The sequence below is a fragment of the Ruegeria sp. BHSB196 genome (assembly GCF_059613135.1).
This window is the reverse complement of the sequence record NZ_JBXWRY010000023.1, coordinates 1-14503: the sequence shown is the minus strand read 5'-3', so window position 1 is coordinate 14503 and position 14503 is coordinate 1. Positions and strand designations below refer to the sequence as shown.

The 14503-nt window shown below is 61.6% G+C and carries 20 protein-coding genes; 13 read left to right on the top strand and 7 right to left on the bottom strand.

What is annotated here, in order from left to right; genetic code table 11:
- Positions 1-18 precede the first annotated feature (18 nt).
- The 3 genes from AC2FNJ_RS12520 to AC2FNJ_RS12510 all read right to left on the bottom strand — a co-directional run bounded on the left by AC2FNJ_RS12520 (position 19) and on the right by AC2FNJ_RS12510 (position 3041).
- Positions 19-1125, bottom strand: coding sequence for a saccharopine dehydrogenase family protein (locus AC2FNJ_RS12520; RefSeq protein ID WP_496764608.1), 1107 nt, complete (start codon positions 1123-1125; stop codon positions 19-21).
- A 114-nt stretch (positions 1126-1239) separates the two neighbouring features.
- The gene (locus AC2FNJ_RS12515) at positions 1240-1668 is read right to left on the bottom strand and encodes an Lrp/AsnC family transcriptional regulator (protein ID WP_496764607.1); all 429 of its coding nucleotides are present in this window, start codon (positions 1666-1668) and stop codon (positions 1240-1242) included.
- A 53-nt stretch (positions 1669-1721) separates the two neighbouring features.
- Positions 1722-3041: an MFS transporter gene (locus tag AC2FNJ_RS12510; RefSeq protein WP_496764605.1), complete on the bottom strand. Its 1320-nt coding sequence runs from the start codon at positions 3039-3041 to the stop codon at positions 1722-1724.
- Positions 3042-3241: 200 nt separating this feature from the next.
- Between AC2FNJ_RS12510 and AC2FNJ_RS12505 the strand changes: the two genes are divergently transcribed.
- The 7 genes from AC2FNJ_RS12505 (at position 3242) to AC2FNJ_RS12475 (ending at position 8025) form a co-directional block, all read left to right on the top strand.
- Positions 3242-3856 (top strand): ribonuclease D, encoded by a 615-nt coding sequence (locus AC2FNJ_RS12505; protein ID WP_496764603.1) that lies wholly within the window; start codon positions 3242-3244, stop codon positions 3854-3856.
- Positions 3853-4821, top strand: coding sequence for a KpsF/GutQ family sugar-phosphate isomerase (locus AC2FNJ_RS12500; protein WP_496764602.1), 969 nt, complete (start codon positions 3853-3855; stop codon positions 4819-4821). The genes AC2FNJ_RS12505 and AC2FNJ_RS12500 overlap by 4 nt, the downstream gene beginning before the upstream one ends.
- Positions 4822-4831: 10 nt before the next feature.
- Positions 4832-5431: an LPS export ABC transporter periplasmic protein LptC gene (locus AC2FNJ_RS12495; protein WP_496764600.1), complete on the top strand. Its 600-nt coding sequence runs from the start codon at positions 4832-4834 to the stop codon at positions 5429-5431.
- A gap of 42 nt (positions 5432-5473) precedes the next feature.
- Positions 5474-5926, top strand: coding sequence for an LptA/OstA family protein (locus AC2FNJ_RS12490; protein WP_496764598.1), 453 nt, complete (start codon positions 5474-5476; stop codon positions 5924-5926).
- Positions 5926-6684: an LPS export ABC transporter ATP-binding protein gene (gene lptB, locus AC2FNJ_RS12485; RefSeq protein ID WP_496764597.1), complete on the top strand. Its 759-nt coding sequence runs from the start codon at positions 5926-5928 to the stop codon at positions 6682-6684. Before AC2FNJ_RS12490 ends, lptB begins: the two co-directional genes overlap by 1 nt.
- A 254-nt stretch (positions 6685-6938) precedes the next feature.
- Positions 6939-7502: a ribosome hibernation-promoting factor, HPF/YfiA family gene (gene hpf / locus AC2FNJ_RS12480; protein WP_496764596.1), complete on the top strand. Its 564-nt coding sequence runs from the start codon at positions 6939-6941 to the stop codon at positions 7500-7502.
- A 58-nt stretch (positions 7503-7560) separates the two neighbouring features.
- On the top strand, positions 7561-8025 hold the full coding sequence (locus AC2FNJ_RS12475) for a PTS sugar transporter subunit IIA (protein WP_496764594.1): 465 nt from the start codon (positions 7561-7563) through the stop codon (positions 8023-8025).
- Positions 8026-8085: 60 nt separating this feature from the next.
- Here AC2FNJ_RS12475 and dalA read toward each other — a convergent pair whose 3' ends face one another.
- A complete protein-coding gene (gene dalA / locus AC2FNJ_RS12470) occupies positions 8086-8604 on the bottom strand; it encodes a divisome-associated lipoprotein DalA (RefSeq protein ID WP_496764593.1) in 519 nt (172 codons plus the stop codon).
- Between the two features lie 170 nt (positions 8605-8774).
- Here dalA and AC2FNJ_RS12465 point away from each other — a divergent pair, with 170 nt between their 5' ends.
- Positions 8775-9374, top strand: a complete 600-nt coding sequence (locus AC2FNJ_RS12465) for a L,D-transpeptidase (RefSeq protein ID WP_496764592.1) — start codon at positions 8775-8777, stop codon at positions 9372-9374.
- A gap of 139 nt (positions 9375-9513) precedes the next feature.
- Positions 9514-9696, top strand: a complete 183-nt coding sequence (locus tag AC2FNJ_RS12460; protein WP_496764590.1) for a hypothetical protein — start codon at positions 9514-9516, stop codon at positions 9694-9696.
- Positions 9697-9752: 56 nt separating this feature from the next.
- Here AC2FNJ_RS12460 and hemH read toward each other — a convergent pair whose 3' ends face one another.
- Positions 9753-10805 (bottom strand): ferrochelatase, encoded by a 1053-nt coding sequence (gene hemH / locus AC2FNJ_RS12455; RefSeq protein WP_496764589.1) that lies wholly within the window; start codon positions 10803-10805, stop codon positions 9753-9755.
- 55 nt (positions 10806-10860) lie between these two features.
- Complete coding sequence (locus tag AC2FNJ_RS12450) at positions 10861-11691, bottom strand: methyltransferase domain-containing protein (protein WP_496764588.1); 831 nt, start codon at positions 11689-11691, stop codon at positions 10861-10863.
- Positions 11692-11707: 16 nt separating this feature from the next.
- Here AC2FNJ_RS12450 and AC2FNJ_RS12445 point away from each other — a divergent pair, with 16 nt between their 5' ends.
- The 4 genes from AC2FNJ_RS12445 to AC2FNJ_RS12430 are packed head-to-tail and all read left to right on the top strand — an operon-like array spanning position 11708 to position 14016.
- The gene (locus AC2FNJ_RS12445; protein WP_496764586.1) at positions 11708-12436 is read left to right on the top strand and encodes a double zinc ribbon domain-containing protein; all 729 of its coding nucleotides are present in this window, start codon (positions 11708-11710) and stop codon (positions 12434-12436) included.
- A 37-nt stretch (positions 12437-12473) separates the two neighbouring features.
- Entirely contained in the window at positions 12474-12731 is a 258-nt protein-coding gene (gene grxC / locus AC2FNJ_RS12440; RefSeq protein ID WP_496764584.1) for a glutaredoxin 3, read from the top strand.
- Positions 12731-13561 (top strand): carbon-nitrogen hydrolase family protein, encoded by an 831-nt coding sequence (locus AC2FNJ_RS12435; RefSeq protein ID WP_496764582.1) that lies wholly within the window; start codon positions 12731-12733, stop codon positions 13559-13561. Before grxC ends, AC2FNJ_RS12435 begins: the two co-directional genes overlap by 1 nt.
- A 14-nt stretch (positions 13562-13575) precedes the next feature.
- Complete coding sequence (locus AC2FNJ_RS12430; RefSeq protein WP_496764580.1) at positions 13576-14016, top strand: MarR family winged helix-turn-helix transcriptional regulator; 441 nt, start codon at positions 13576-13578, stop codon at positions 14014-14016.
- Between the two features lie 7 nt (positions 14017-14023).
- Here the strand turns inward: AC2FNJ_RS12430 and ubiG are convergent.
- Positions 14024-14503 (bottom strand): bifunctional 2-polyprenyl-6-hydroxyphenol methylase/3-demethylubiquinol 3-O-methyltransferase UbiG (gene ubiG / locus AC2FNJ_RS12425; protein WP_496764578.1); only part of this gene is annotated, 480 nt, incomplete at its 5' end.

Sequence of the window (14503 nt, the reverse complement as noted above, 5' to 3'; positions counted from 1 at the left end):
GGCGATGTCTTTCATGTCTCAGGCTGCCTTGTTCTGTTCGGTTACGTCCCCCGCCCTGTAAAGGCGGCCAAATTCGGTTTCGAGAAAATCGGTGAGCTTCACCTGCTCCTGCCGGACGAAACCCTCCTGCGGCAAAGCTCCGGCCCGCATCAGGTCCACGACGCCCAGAACGCCGGCGGCCGTCGTGACCTGAATCGCGCTCCAGACCTGCCCGTCGATCACCCGGCTGAAGGATTTGTTGATCAGGCTCTTTTCACGCAGTTGCCCGTCTATCCGGCCCTTGGCGGTGCAATAGACCAGGACCACGTCCTGATCGGTGCGCGGCAAGGCGGCCTCGAAGATCTCCTTCAGCAGATCACGGCGGCGTTCCAGCCCCAGGTCGCTCAGCAACAGTTTCAGAATGTCGCGATGGCCCGGATAGCGGATCGACCGATAGGAAACGGCCCGCGCCTTGCCTTCCAAGGTTTCAGGCAGCGTTCCCAGCCCGCCGGACGTGTTGAAACACTCGTACTCCACCCCGTCATGACCGAGGATCTCGTAATCCTCCAGCGGAGCGGTCTTGACCCGCTGGCCGTTCACAATGGCGTCGCATGGATTGCAGTATTCGTTGATCAGCCCGTCGGTGGACCAGGTCAGGTTGTATTTCAGCGCATTGGTCGGATAGAGCGGCAGCGCACCCACGCGCATGTGCAGACTGTCGAGTTCGTCGAATTCCGCGGCCAGGGCCGCACCGGCGATGCCGACGAAACCCGGCGCCAGACCGCATTGCGGCATGAAGGCGGTCTTGCTGTCCTTGGCCAGTTTGCGGACGGCATCGGTCGCCGCCACATCCTCGGTCAGGTCAAAATAGTGCGCGCCCGCTGCCTTGGCGGCCTTGGCGATGGCAGGGGTCAGAAAGAACGGAGCCGCCGAGATCACGGCGTTGAAACCTTTCAGCCCCTGCTTCAGTCCGGTTTCGTCCTTCGCGTCGATCTGCTTGGTGGCGACGCCCATCCGGTTCAGAACCGCCAGCGCACCCAGGTCCTGGTCCGCCACCGTGACACTGTAACTGGGCGAGGACTTGAGCAAGGCCGCGACCATCTGGCCGATCTTTCCGGCCCCAACGACGCAAATATTCCAGCGCATGGCACATCTCCATTTTTGTCGGAAAATGTGACCTGTACGCCGTTCGGACTGTAGGGTGCAGACTGACGGAATGAGTTCCTGTTTCGTCAAATCGACGGATTTTCCGACAAATAGTCAGGTTCGGTCGATACGCCGCCCGAAAACGACACTGGTATTGGTGCGCAAGACACCGGGGATTTCGGCCAGTTCGTCCACCAATATGTCGAGATCTTCGATCCGGGGCGCTTCGGCCGACAGCAGCAGGTCGAACTCACCATTGATCGACAGGCAAAGCTTGACCTCGGGATAAGCCTCCAGGCGCTTGATGATCCGCGTCGTTTCTTTCTGCTGAACCTCGAGAAGGACGACGACCTGGACCTTGCTTTCATCCTGCGGCTGTCGCAGCACGACCGAGTAACCGGCAATGACGCCGCGCTCTTCCATCCGTGCGATGCGCTCGTGAACGGTGGTACGGGCCACGCCCAGCCTGGCCGCGATCTTGGTGGTCGAGTCCCGCGCATTGTGCTGCAGGGCGGCGATGATGCGGCGGTCCAGTTGGTCCATGAGATCTCCGATGGGTGTCCCCAGAACGGTTTAAGGGACATGGCCTGATGGGCTCAAGGCCGTTCAGGATACTTTGGGTGCAAGTCGTCGATGATGATGGCATGGCTGTGCGGCACGCCGCTGGCCAGGTGCGGATGATCCGGCGGCAGATCCGGATGCGTATGGAGAACCGGGGCCATGCTGTTTCGTGGCCAAAGCGACCCGGCAGCCACGAGGCCGGCAACCGACAGAGTCGTGAGCGTCGCGGTTGCCACAGTGACGCCAAGGGCCGTCATCAGCCATCCGGCCAGGGGATAGAAAACAAGCCAGCACGCGTGAGACAAAGTGAACTGCGCCGCAAAGACGGCCGGCCGGTCTTCGGGATGCGCCGATCGGGCCAACAACCGGCCCGAAGGTGTCAGCGTCGTCGAATAGCCGACCCCGACCAGCGCCCAGAACAGGACCAACACAGGAAGTGTCAGGGGGGCCATCGCGGTCCACAGCGCCACCAGACCCATCGCAAAGGTTCCGAGGATCGCACCGGCAAGCATGACGCTTCGATCTTCGATCCGGTCCAACACTCGCGGCAAGGCCAAGGCGGCCAGCATCGACCCGCCACCGAATCCCGCCAGTACCAGGGCTACGGTGTGTTCGGGCAGGTTCAGACCGGATCGAACGATCACCACCGTATTCACGATGACCATCGAACCCAGCGCCGCCACCACCCAGTTCAGGGCCAGCAACCCGCGAAGGCGTGGCGTTTTCAGATAGATCCGGAGTCCGCGCGTCGTCCGATCGTACACGCCGCGTTTCGCAGCGGGTTTGGGCGAGGGCAGGACCACCGAAACAACCAGCACGGCCGAGGCGACAAAGCCGATCCCGGTGCCCCAGAACAGGTTGTCGAAGCTCATCACCGTCAAGAGCAACGCTGCGAGCATCGGACTGAGCAGGCTTTCCAGATCAAATGCCAACCGTGACAGGGACAGCGCGCGGGTATAGTCGCGCTCTTCCGTCAAAACATCGGGAATCGTGGCTTGAAAGGCCGGTGTGAACCCGGCCGAAGCGGATTGGAGCATGAAGATCAGCAGGTATACTTGCCAGACCTCGGTCACGAAGGGCAGACAGACGGCCACCGCAGCACGGACCAGATCCAGCGCGACGAGCATTCGTCGGCGGTCCACGCGCTGGGCGAATGCGGCGGCAACGGGCGCGACGATGACATAGGCCACCATCTTGATGGTCAGTGCCGTGCCCAACACCATTCCGGCGGCGGCGCCGGCCAGTTCATACGCCAGCAGGCCCAGAGCCACGGTCGCCAACCCTGTGCCGGTCAGCGCCACGATCTGTGCCGCAAAAAGATGGCGATATACGCGGTTCTTCAGAACGTCGAACATATCTGACATCCGGACGCCGGTTTCCTTTGTCCATGCCTAACGGCCCCGAAAGATGCGCGAAACCCGAAATCGGCCTTGCGGCATCGACACGGCCTGAAAATCGGGCCTTCTCACCCGTAGTGGTGGGGAATTGCCGCCGGAGTTGAGTTTGCCCGGCAAACCGCCTATCTCGGGACCGATACGGCACAAAGGACATTTCCGTGGCAAATCACCTGTACAGACGCGATCTGCCCGATGGGCTGAACCTGGGGCCGGTCGTGGCCATCGACTGTGAGACGATGGGCCTCAATCCCCATCGCGACCGCCTCTGCGTGGTACAGATGTCGGGCGGCGACGGAGACAGCCACATCGTTCAGATCGAGAAAGGTCAGACCGCTGCCCCGAACCTTTGCGCCATGCTGGAAAACCCTAAGGTTCTGAAGCTCTTTCATTTCGGCCGCTTCGACATTGCCGCCCTCTTTCACAGCTTCGGCGCCCTGGCCGCGCCGGTCTATTGCACCAAGATCGCAAGCCGGTTGGTTCGCACCTACACGGACAAGCACGGCCTCAAGAACCTGTGTCAGGAGCTGATCGGGATAGACATCTCGAAGCAGCAGCAAATGAGTGACTGGGGCGCGGAAACCCTGTCCGAGGCGCAGCTGGACTATGCGGCCTCGGACGTTCTGTATCTCCACCAACTCCGGGAGGAGCTGGACAAGCGCCTTGCGCGGGAAGGGCGGACCGAGATGGCGCAGGCCTGTTTCGACTTTCTTCCCATGCGTGCCCGGCTGGATCTGGCCGGGTGGCCCGAAACGGACATCTTTGCGCACTCATGAACGACGCCGACTCCTTTCTCAGAACCGCGCGCCAGGTCGTCACCGACGAGGCCAGGGCGCTTGACGCGCTGGTGGACAGTTTCGACGCGCAGTTCGTCGAAGCCGCGCAACTGATCCTCAATGCCAAAGGACGCATCATCGTCAGCGGCATCGGCAAGTCCGGGCACATCGGACACAAGATCGCGGCGACCCTGGCAAGCACGGGTACGCCGGCCTATTTCGTGCACCCGGCCGAGGCCAGCCACGGCGATCTTGGGATGCTGTCGGAAGGCGATGTGGTTCTGGCAATCTCGAATTCCGGCGAAGCGCCCGAACTGGCCAACCTGCTGGCGTTCACCCGACGGTTCGGCATCCCGCTGATCGGTCTGTCCAGCAAGCCCGAGAGCACCTTGATGAAGCAGGCGGACGTGCATTTGCTGATTCCGTCCTTGGGCGAAGCCTGCGGCTTCGGCATGGTGCCGTCGATCTCGACCACGCTGACGCTCGCCATGGGGGACGCGCTGGCCATCGCCCTGATGAAGTACCGCGATTTCCGGCCCGAGAATTTCCGTGAGTTTCATCCCGGCGGCAAGCTTGGCGCGCGGCTGAGCAAGGTTGGCGACCTGATGCACAGCGGCAACGAATTGCCGTTGGTCTCGCTTGACACGCCGATGAGCGAAACCTTGATCGAAATCAGTCAGAAAGGGTTCGGTGTCGCCGGTGTGACCGACGAAAGCGGAGAGTTGGCCGGCATCATCACGGATGGCGACTTGCGCCGCCACATGAAGGGATTGCTGGACAACGACGCCCGGCAGGTCATGACACCCAACCCCACGACCATCGTGCCGGACGCCTTGGCCGAGGAAGCCGTCGCGATCATGAACCAGCGCAAGATCACTTCGCTGTTCGTCGTCGGCGCGGACGGGCCGAGTACGCCGCTCGGTCTGCTGCATATTCACGACTGCCTGCGCGTCGGGTTGGGATAGGGGATCCGGTGTGGATGGCTATTCCCGCATGGTGCAGTTCTTCAAGGTTCTGCTTCCGCTCGCGGCCATCGTGTTGCTGTCCACCGTCTTTCTGCTGTCGCGCAGCATCGAAAAAAACGTAACGACGCCATTCTCCGAGCGCGAGATCGAAGAGCGTCTGCAAGGTCAGGTGGTGACGCAGCCGGTCTATTCCGGCACCACGCAGAAAGGAGAGGAGATCCGCGTTCAGGCCAGCCGGGCACGTCCGGGCAGCCCGGACACGGCGTCGGATGCGACCGAGCTTCACGGAACGATGCGGCTCAAGAACGGCCAGACCCTGACGATGGTGGCCAATGCCGGCACCATCCGCCCGGACAAGAGCATTGCCACCTTCGTTGGCGATGTCGTCATGACCACGACGGACGGGCTGCGGCTTACGACCGATCTGCTCAATACGGCGCTTGATGAAATCCGGGGCGACACGCCCGGAATTGTCCGGGGAACCGGACCCATCGGCAGCTTTACGGCCGGCCGCATGACCTTTGGCGCCGAAAACGGGGATGGCCCGGTTCATATTGTTTTTACAGATGGCGTGAAGTTGATATATGAGCCTAAGAAAGCAGAAAGATAAACTGTGTTTGATTGTCGTGTAGTCCCGATTTGCTTGACCTTGATGCTCGGCGCGCTTCCCGTAGTCGCGCAGGAAACCCAGGTTGCATTCGGGGCGATCAAGACCGACCCGTCGCTGCCGGTTGAAGTGACAGCCGAAACCCTGAATGTCGATCAGGAGGACGGCTCGGCCGAGTTCCTGGGAAACGTGATCGTCGTTCAGGGCGAGATGCGGCTATCGGCCGAGCGGGTTCTTGTCATCTACAACGAGGAGAAATCGGCGATCCAACGGATGGAAGCGACCGAGAATGTCGTTCTGGTCAGCGGCCCCGATGCGGCCGAAGGCGATTGGGCCGAGTACACCGTGGACTCGGGCGTCGTGGTCATGAAGGGCAACGTATTGCTGACCCAGGGGCCAAGCACGATCAGCGGTGACGAGATGACCGCGAATCTGACGACCGGCACGGCAACCATGGTTGGGCGCGTGAAAACAATCTTTCGCACGGAAGACAACTGATGAACCGGCCGCAACTATCCATCGCCGAAGGCAGCTCCGGTCTCAGGATCGAAAAGCTGCGCAAGTCCTATCGGAAGAAGACCGTGATCCGGGATGTTTCGATGTCCTTGAATCGGTCCGAGGTGGTGGCGCTGCTTGGGCCCAACGGCTCGGGCAAGACGACGACGTTCTATGCCGTGGCAGGACTGGTTTTTCCCGAGGCCGGGTCCGTCATGATCGACGGCAAGAACGCGACCACATTGCCCATGTACCGGCGGGCGCGCATGGGGATCGGCTATCTCCCGCAGGAAATGTCGATCTTTCGCGGAATGAGCGTCGAGGACAACATCGCCGCCGTGCTCGACATTACCGTGAACCATGCCCACAAGCGCAAGGAACGGCTGGAAGAACTTCTGTCGGATTTCTCCATCGAGCATCTGCGACGGGCTCCAGCGCTGGCGCTGTCGGGGGGCGAACGGCGGCGGGTCGAAATCGCAAGGTGCCTTGCCGCAGATCCGAAATACTTACTGTTGGATGAACCGTTCGCGGGCGTGGACCCGATCAGCGTCGGGGACATCCGCCATCTGGTCGCCGACCTCAAGAAACGCGGCATCGGCGTGCTGATCACCGATCACAACGTGCGTGAAACGCTCGAAATCGTGGATCGGGCGTATATTCTGCACGATGGCCAGGTGCTGATGTCCGGCACGCCGGACGAGGTGGTGGAGAACGAGAATGTTCGTCGCGTGTATCTGGGCGAAAACTTCCGGATTTCCTGAGGATGCTTCGGATGGTGCCCTCGGGGGCAAGCAAAATCGCGTATATACACGGCTGTTTTCATTGACTCCGCCCGAGTCTCTTGCCTCAATTGTCTCATGGCACTTCTGCGGTTCCAGTCTGGATCTCGACGGCTCATTGTCACGGAGCCCGGCGGTGAACTGTTACGAGACGTGTCGCGACCCCCCACCCCATAAGAACAACGGCGCGCCGCGACGCGGCGCCAGAACCGGGTGCGAATTGTGAAGGAGATCACATGCGTTACCAAATCAGCGGAAAACAGATCGACATCGGCGAAGCTCTGCAGACCCACGTGCAGACCGAGTTGGGTGAGGTCGTGGGCAAATACGCCCAAAGACCGACCGACGCCAATGTCGTCTTTTCCCGTTCAGCGCATGAATATGTGTGCGAGGCCACCGTCCATCTTTCCACTGGACTGACGGCGCAGGCCAAGGCGCATGCCACGGAAATCTACGCGGCTTTCGACGCCTGTTGCGACAAGATGGAAACACAGCTGCGACGATACAAGCGCCGCCTAAAGGACCATCACCGTGACCGGTCCGAGCCGGTTGAACTCTTTGGGGCGTCGTCCTATATCCTCGCCTCGGACGAATCGGAGGCGGTGGACGAACCTGAAACGCTGCAACCGATCATCGTGGCCGAAATGGAAACCAAGATCCCGTCGCTGAGCGTGGGTGAGGCCGTTATGCAGATGGAACTCGCGGGCGCCCCGGTGCTGGTGTTCCGGAACGAAAACAAGAACGGGTTGAATGTCGTATACCGTCGCGACGACGGCAATATCGGCTGGATCGACCCGTAGTAGGCAAGAAGAGGAGGTGCTCCGGCAAAGACCGAAGCGGCCTCATGGAGCATAATCAATGGAGCTTTCGAGCATCCTCGACCCCAAGGCGGTCCGGGTTCTGTCGGCAGCCTCGAGCAAGAAGCGATTGTTTCAGGAGATCGGCGACGTTGCGGCTTCGGCGCTTGGGCTGGACGCCCAGACCGTTGTCGAGTCTCTTCTGGAACGGGAAAGCCTGGGTCCGACCGGCGTCGGTCACGGCGTCGCCCTTCCTCATGCACGGCTCTCCGGGCTGGACAAGGTCGCCGGCGTTTTCGTCATGCTGGAGAAACCGATCGAGTTCGGCGCCGTGGACCGTCAGCCGGTTGATCTGGCGTTATCGCTGTTTGCCCCCGAAGAAGCCGGGGTCGAACACCTCAAGGCGCTTGCCCTGGTGTCACGCACACTGCGCGACACCTCGGTCTGCACCAAGCTGCGCGCCAACCCGGACCCGGTCAAGCTATATGCGATTCTCACTGAAGCGCATCCGGTACAGGCCGCCTGAGCCCATCTGAGGCCATTCGAGGTCCGGGGTTCAGGCGGCCTTTTGCTGCCGCCTTTTCGGTCAGCCGCCGGTACCCATTTCAAGCGTCCACCACAACTTGCCGCCGGTTTCCTGATGCCAGGCAAAACCCATCTGCGTGGCTTCGGGGTTCATGATGACCGAGCGCGGTCCCGGCGCCTCCATCCAGGCGGCAAGCGTTTCCAGCTCGGTTTCGTAGGTTTCCGAAATCGCTTCGCCCAGAAAGACCCCCGTGTATCCAACGCGGGCCACGCGATCCAGCGGCGAAGAGCCGTCGGATCCGAAATGCCACGGTCGGTTCTGGCGTGCCATGTCCCTGGCGTGCGTTTCCGCGGCGGCGTTCAGCTTGGCGTTCAATTGAACCGGCTGAAGCCCCGATGCCTGCCGCAGCGCATTCACCGAATCCAACATGCGGAACTGGATCGTGTCCGAACTCCCGCGAATCTTGTAGGGCTTCGGCAAAGGTCTGCCGTCCGCGCCCAGCCTTTGGGTGTCGTTGGGCGTCGTACACGCGGCCAGCGCGACGACACACACCAGCAATAAGGAAAGTATTCGCGCCATGGTTATCCCGGGTTCCTTCAATCCCCACCGCAAATAGCGCGGTCGTCGCAACAGGGCAAACACCCAAACCGCCATCCGGGCCGGAAACTGCCGGTTTGATTTGCGACTGAGGCTTTCTGGCAATAAACTGCCGGGGATTCCAAGCGCAGCACTCGAAAAGGTTCCTGCTTATGACCAAGAAAGGCATTCGTTCGACGTCACGCCGCGGATTCCTGACCGGGGCGGCTTCCGTTCTGGCCACGCCGGCGATCGCGCAGTACATTCCGGGCGATCCGCTTCGCCCGGCACCTGACCCGGAACCGCCGGTGCGCCGCAATATTTCCGGCTTCCGCGCCCTCAACTGGCAGCCATACTTTTCCAACACGCGAAACGGCGCGATCCTGGTCGATACGATCTCGCGCGCGCTGCACTACTGGTCCGAGGACCAGACGGTCTACAAACTCTATCCGTCCTCGGTGCCGCTGACCGAGGAACTGACCCGGCGTGGCCGTACCAGCGTCGTGCGCAAGGTCGAAGGTCCAAGCTGGTCGCCGACTCCGTCCATGAAAAAGCGCAATCCGGAATGGCCGGACTACATTCCGCCCGGTCCGGACAACCCGCTGGGATCCCATGCTCTGTATCTGAGCTGGAAGTATTATCGCATTCACGGAACCCACGACACGCGCAAGATCGGACGCCGCTCGTCGAATGGCTGTATCGGTCTCTACAACGAGCATATCGCTGAATTATTCGCGATGTCGAAGGTCGGGACACAGGTGTTGCTAATTTGACGACATCCCAAGGTGCTAACCTGTCCGGGGCGCAACTAGCATTTGCAATCGCTCTGTATTGCTGCTTAGAAAAAGCCACGAGGTAAGTCTTGGGTGCGCGGTTCGGCTTTTGCGAATCGCGCGAATTCTGGAGGTTAAGATGAAAAAACTCGTTCTTGCTGCTGCTCTGACTGCTGCTGCTTCGACCGCATCTGCCGGCAACCTGGAAGAGCCGGTTGTTGAAGCACCGGTCGTTGTCGAAGAGACTCAGGGCACTTCGAGCGGCATCCTGCTGCCCCTGATCCTGCTGGTTCTGGTCGGCGTTGCTGTTGCAGCTTCCTAATCGGACGCAAGTTCATTGAAAAAGGCGGTGGTTTCCACCGCCTTTTTTGCGTGTGCTCACTCAGGCAACCAGCCCTTAAGGTTGTCCGTTATCACCTTTCCCAGCGCGGCGATATGCGCATCGTCGTCGTTCAGGCAGGGTATGTAGGTGAAGGACTCTCCGCCCGCTTCCTCAAAACTCTCCCGAATCTCTTCGTTGATTTCTTCCAGCGTCTCGATGCAATCGGCCGAAAAGGCGGGGGCCACCACGGCAATGTTCTTCTTGCCCTGCCGCGCCAGCTCGGCCACGTGATCCACTGTGTAGGGCTTCAGCCATTCCTCGGGTCCGAAGCGGGATTGGAATGTCGAAACCAGTCGATCCGACGACCATCCCAGCCGTTCCCGCAGCAGGCGCGTGGTCTTGACGCACTGGCAATGATAAGGGTCGCCCTGTTGCAGATACCGTTCCGGCATACCGTGATATGAGCAGACCAGAATATCCGGTTCCTGCGGCATCGCCGCATAGGCGCGTTCGATCGACTGGGCCAGAGCGTCGATATAGGCCGATTCTCCGAAATAGGCGGGAACGGTGCGAACCGCCGGTTGCCAGACTTCGTCCATCAGCGCGCGAAAGAACTGATCGTTGGCGGTGGCCGTGGTGGCGCCGGCATATTGCGGATAAAGCGGGAAGAACAGAATTCGGTCGCATCCGGCCGCAACCATCTCGCGGACCTTGGACCGGGTCGAAGGGTTTCCGTAGCGCATGCAGAAATCGACCAGCACCCGATCTCCGTGTTGCGCCTGCATGGCCTCGCGCAGTTTTGCCGTTTGATCCTTGGTGATGGTCATCAGCGGGCTTTCGCCCTTGTCGTTGTTCCAGATCGACCTGTAGGCCGCACCGGAAGTGAAGGGGCGTTTCGTCAGGATGATCGTCTGCAGGATCGGCTGCCATTTCCAGGCGGGGTAGTCGATGACCCGCTTGTCCGACAGAAACTCATTCAGATACCGCCGCATCGGCCAATACGTATGGTCATCCGGCGTTCCGAGATTGGCCAGCAGAACGCCGACTCGGCCCATCTTGACCTTGGGATGATCGGCCGGTGCGTGATCTGGGCGGGTGGCGTCAAACATTTCGGGCTTCCTGCTTTGTTCGTTCCGCCCTGAAATAAAGGGAAAAACCGGTCCGTCAATCGGACAGTTTGTTCTCGGTGGTGCCCAGCGCCTGCGCCAGACTGGCCTGGGCCGATCCGGGCCGCAACGGTTTGGGCTGGCTTTCGTCCGGAGCCCAACCCGTCAGGCAGATCAGATCGAATGTTGCCTGAAGCCGGCCGTCGGGCGTTGCGAAACTTTCTGCATAGAGCTCGGCCGCCCGGTCAAACACGGCACGACGGGAGAGGCGTTTCAGGCGGTGGCACAAAGCATTGGTCTCGCCCATCGCCCGCAGATCCCGCATCAGATGCCAGATGTCGCGGTACTCGACCGTGAGCGCCACATTGTCCGCGACCGGAAGGGCAAACCCCGCCCGTTGCAGCAAGGCCCCAACGTCGCGTATCTCGCCCATCGGCGCGATCCGGGGACTGAGACCGCCGGTCGTCTCAACTTCCGCCTGTCCCAACACCGCGCGCAGTTCGGTCAGGGTCTCGCCACCCAGACATACCGCCAGAAAGAGACCGTCCGGCCTCAACGCGCGCCGGCACTGGATGAGCTGCCCGACCGGATCGTTGGCCCAGTGCAGCGCCATCGCATGAATCACGAGATCGCAGGACTCGGGCGCGAGCTGCAGCACCTCGTCATCCGCCAGGAGTTTTGAACCTGGCATGGCGCCGCGCCAGATCGCGGGAAATGGCGAAATCACGGCCGGAAACTGAAACGTTCTGTTAACCATCGCCAGACGATCCTGAACCTCGTCCACGGCCGCGCGATGCAGAAACAGCGCATCGTCGCGGGCGCGGGTGCGATGGGCGGCAAGGGCCGCACGGTCGAACAGGGTTGGTGCATCGGATGCAGGCATCTTCATGAGGCGCAGTTAACGCATGTGGAGCCGGATTCAAACCGCCATCGAACTCATCTACCCGCCCCGATGCCTGAGTTGCGGCGACCTCGTGACTTCCGATTTCGGCCTCTGCGGCGGGTGCTGGCGCGAAACGCCATTCATTGGCGGAACCATCTGCGAAAGCTGTGGCGTCCCCCTGCCCGGAGATATGGACGGCCATCGGATCGAGTGCGACGACTGCCTCAGTACGCCACGACCGTGGCACGAGGGGCGCGCCGCCTTGCTCTATCAGGGGCGAGCGCGGCGGCTGATTCTGGCCCTGAAACATGGCGACCGGCCCGAACTGGCCCGTCCGGCGGCCCTTTGGATGGCGCGGGCGGGTCGGGATCTGTTCCGGCGCGACATGCTGATCGCACCGGTTCCGCTGCACTGGATGCGGCTGGCGAAGCGCCGCTACAACCAGTCGGCGCTGTTGGCCCGGCATCTGGCAGAGGAAACCGGCCTTGCGGTTTGCCCCGATCTGCTGCGGCGCGTTCGCCGCACGCCGATTCTTGACGGCAAAACCGCCGCTGAGCGGGCGGACACCCTGTCGGACGCGATTTCTTTGCATCCGGGGCGCAGACACCGGGTGTCCGGTCGGAGGGTCTTGCTGGTGGACGATGTCATGACCTCGGGCGCAACTCTCGCTGCCTGCGCCAGGGCCTGCAATGACGCAGGCGCAAGCCATATTTCCGTTCTGGTACTGGCGCGCGTTGCCAAGGATGCCTAAATCCTCCTAGATTGCGCGAAACATTCGGGAAATGGGAATGCAACCGGTCGAAATCTACACTTCGCCGCTGTGCGGCTTCTGTCACGCCGCCAAGCGGTTGCTGACGCAGAAAGGCGTCTCGTTCACCGAGATCGACGTTTGGGCCGATCCCGGCCGAAAAGGTGAAATGATCCAGCGCGCCAACGGGCGCCGCACGGTGCCGCAGATCTTCATCGGCGGCACGCATGTCGGCGGATGCGACGACCTTTACGATCTGGAGCGCGCGGGCAAGCTCGACCCGATGCTGGCGGCGTGATGAAATCCGCACTCCTGCAGATCACCGCGTCGGATGATCCGGCAGAAAACCTGGACATGGTGCGCGAGATGATGCGCGATGCCGCCGCACGGGGCGCGGGGTTTGTCCTGACGCCGGAAGTCACCAATTGCGTCTCGACCAGCACGACCCGGCAGCGCGAAGTTCTGCGGCACGAAGAAGATGACATGACGCTTGCGGGTCTGCGCGACGAGGCGGCGAAGCTGGGCGTGTGGCTACTGATCGGCTCGCTCGGACTCAAGACGCACGACGCGGATGGGCGGTTTGCCAATCGCTCGTTCATGATTGACCCGCAGGGCGGGATCGTTGCGCGCTATGACAAGATTCACATGTTCGACGTGCAGGTGACCGAGACCGAGACCTTCCGCGAATCCGCCAATTACCGGCCCGGTACGCGCGCCGTGATCGCCGAGACGGATTTCGGCAAGGTGGGGATGACCGTCTGCTACGATGTTCGGTTCCCGCATCTCTACTCGGCTCTGGCACAGGCCGGCGCGCGCATCCTTACGGTACCGGCGGCGTTTTCTCCGGTTACGGGTGAGGCGCACTGGGAATCCTTGCTGCGCGCCCGAGCCATCGAAAACGGTTGTTGGGTCATCGCACCGGCACAGACCGGAACACACCCGAAAACGCGCGGAAAAACGCGCCGCAGCCACGGGCACAGCCTTGTCGTCGCGCCTTGGGGCGAGGTGCTGATCGACGCAGGGAAGGAACCCGGCATTCACTTTTTCGATTTGGATGATAATTCTGTGACAGAGGCGCGCCGTCGGGTGCCCTCGTTGACTCACGTCCGTCCTTTCGACGGCCCCTGATCCAGACCGGACAAATGCCAGACGACAACAATGCCCTGGCGGTCGCGCTGTTCAGCGAGATCCTGACCGCCGATCAATTGCTGCGAAACCGGCTCAGCCGGGTGCTGCCCAAGGGCATGGAGATTTCGCATTTCTCGGTGCTGAACCACCTGGTCTTTGTCGGGGACGAACGCACACCGGCCCAACTGGCCAGCACATTCCACGTCACCCGAGGCGCAATGACCAACACCTTGGCCAAGCTGGAATGGGCCGGCTACATCCATATCCGCCCCGACTGGGACGATGCCCGGCGCAAGATGGTCGCGATCAGCCCAGCCGGGCGCCAGGCCCGGGATCAGGCCATTTCGGCCATCGGGCCGCTGATCAGCCGAGTGGTGGGCGAGCTTGGGCCGGACCGCGTACGCGCCACTCTCCCCGTCCTGCGCGATCTGCGGATCAGGCTGGAAGAGGAATAGCGTTCGGTCAGCCCCGTTTCACGCTGGCGGTTACGTAGTTCACGCTCAAGTCCCGATCCGAAATCGACCAACGCCACGTGACGGGGTTGAACACGAACCCTTTGCGGTCCACCGGTTCGAGGCCCGCCCGACGCAGAAGATCGAATAGCTCGTCCGGGGTGATGAACTTGGACCATTCATGGGTTCCGCGTGGCAGCCAGCGCATGACCACCTCGGCCCCGATGATGGCCATGGCATAGGATTTCGGATTGCGGTTGATGGTCGAACAGATCGTCAATCCGCCCGGCCGCAAAAGCTGCTGCGTCGCCGTCAGATAACCGAGCGGATCGGCCACGTGCTCGACCACTTCCATGTTGAGCACCACATCGAACTGCTCGCCGGCTTCGGCCAGCGCCTCTGCCGTCGTGTGGCGATAGTCGATCTCAAGCCCGGACTGTTCCGCATGGGTGCGGGCGACGGGCAAGTTGCCTGCCGCCGCGTCCGCACC

What these genes read in the sequence shown, in the direction of transcription:
- AC2FNJ_RS12500 (WP_496764602.1), top strand. Translation starts at nt 3,853, where the DNA reads ATGAACGACGCCGACTCCTTTCTCAGAACCGCGCGCCAGGTCGTCACC.
- AC2FNJ_RS12430 (WP_496764580.1), top strand. Translation starts at nt 13,576, where the DNA reads ATGCCAGACGACAACAATGCCCTGGCGGTCGCGCTGTTCAGCGAGATC.
- AC2FNJ_RS12435 (WP_496764582.1), top strand. Translation starts at nt 12,731, where the DNA reads ATGAAATCCGCACTCCTGCAGATCACCGCGTCGGATGATCCGGCAGAA.
- lptB (WP_496764597.1), top strand. Translation starts at nt 5,926, where the DNA reads ATGAACCGGCCGCAACTATCCATCGCCGAAGGCAGCTCCGGTCTCAGG.
- AC2FNJ_RS12520 (WP_496764608.1), bottom strand. Translation starts at nt 1,125, where the DNA reads ATGCGCTGGAATATTTGCGTCGTTGGGGCCGGAAAGATCGGCCAGATG.
- AC2FNJ_RS12445 (WP_496764586.1), top strand. Translation starts at nt 11,708, where the DNA reads ATGTGGAGCCGGATTCAAACCGCCATCGAACTCATCTACCCGCCCCGA.
- AC2FNJ_RS12475 (WP_496764594.1), top strand. Translation starts at nt 7,561, where the DNA reads ATGGAGCTTTCGAGCATCCTCGACCCCAAGGCGGTCCGGGTTCTGTCG.
- AC2FNJ_RS12490 (WP_496764598.1), top strand. Translation starts at nt 5,474, where the DNA reads ATGCTCGGCGCGCTTCCCGTAGTCGCGCAGGAAACCCAGGTTGCATTC.
- hemH (WP_496764589.1), bottom strand. Translation starts at nt 10,805, where the DNA reads ATGTTTGACGCCACCCGCCCAGATCACGCACCGGCCGATCATCCCAAG.
- AC2FNJ_RS12450 (WP_496764588.1), bottom strand. Translation starts at nt 11,691, where the DNA reads ATGAAGATGCCTGCATCCGATGCACCAACCCTGTTCGACCGTGCGGCC.
- AC2FNJ_RS12465 (WP_496764592.1), top strand. Translation starts at nt 8,775, where the DNA reads ATGACCAAGAAAGGCATTCGTTCGACGTCACGCCGCGGATTCCTGACC.
- hpf (WP_496764596.1), top strand. Translation starts at nt 6,939, where the DNA reads ATGCGTTACCAAATCAGCGGAAAACAGATCGACATCGGCGAAGCTCTG.
- dalA (WP_496764593.1), bottom strand. Translation starts at nt 8,604, where the DNA reads ATGGCGCGAATACTTTCCTTATTGCTGGTGTGTGTCGTCGCGCTGGCC.
- grxC (WP_496764584.1), top strand. Translation starts at nt 12,474, where the DNA reads ATGCAACCGGTCGAAATCTACACTTCGCCGCTGTGCGGCTTCTGTCAC.
- AC2FNJ_RS12510 (WP_496764605.1), bottom strand. Translation starts at nt 3,041, where the DNA reads ATGTTCGACGTTCTGAAGAACCGCGTATATCGCCATCTTTTTGCGGCA.
- AC2FNJ_RS12515 (WP_496764607.1), bottom strand. Translation starts at nt 1,668, where the DNA reads ATGGACCAACTGGACCGCCGCATCATCGCCGCCCTGCAGCACAATGCG.
- AC2FNJ_RS12460 (WP_496764590.1), top strand. Translation starts at nt 9,514, where the DNA reads ATGAAAAAACTCGTTCTTGCTGCTGCTCTGACTGCTGCTGCTTCGACC.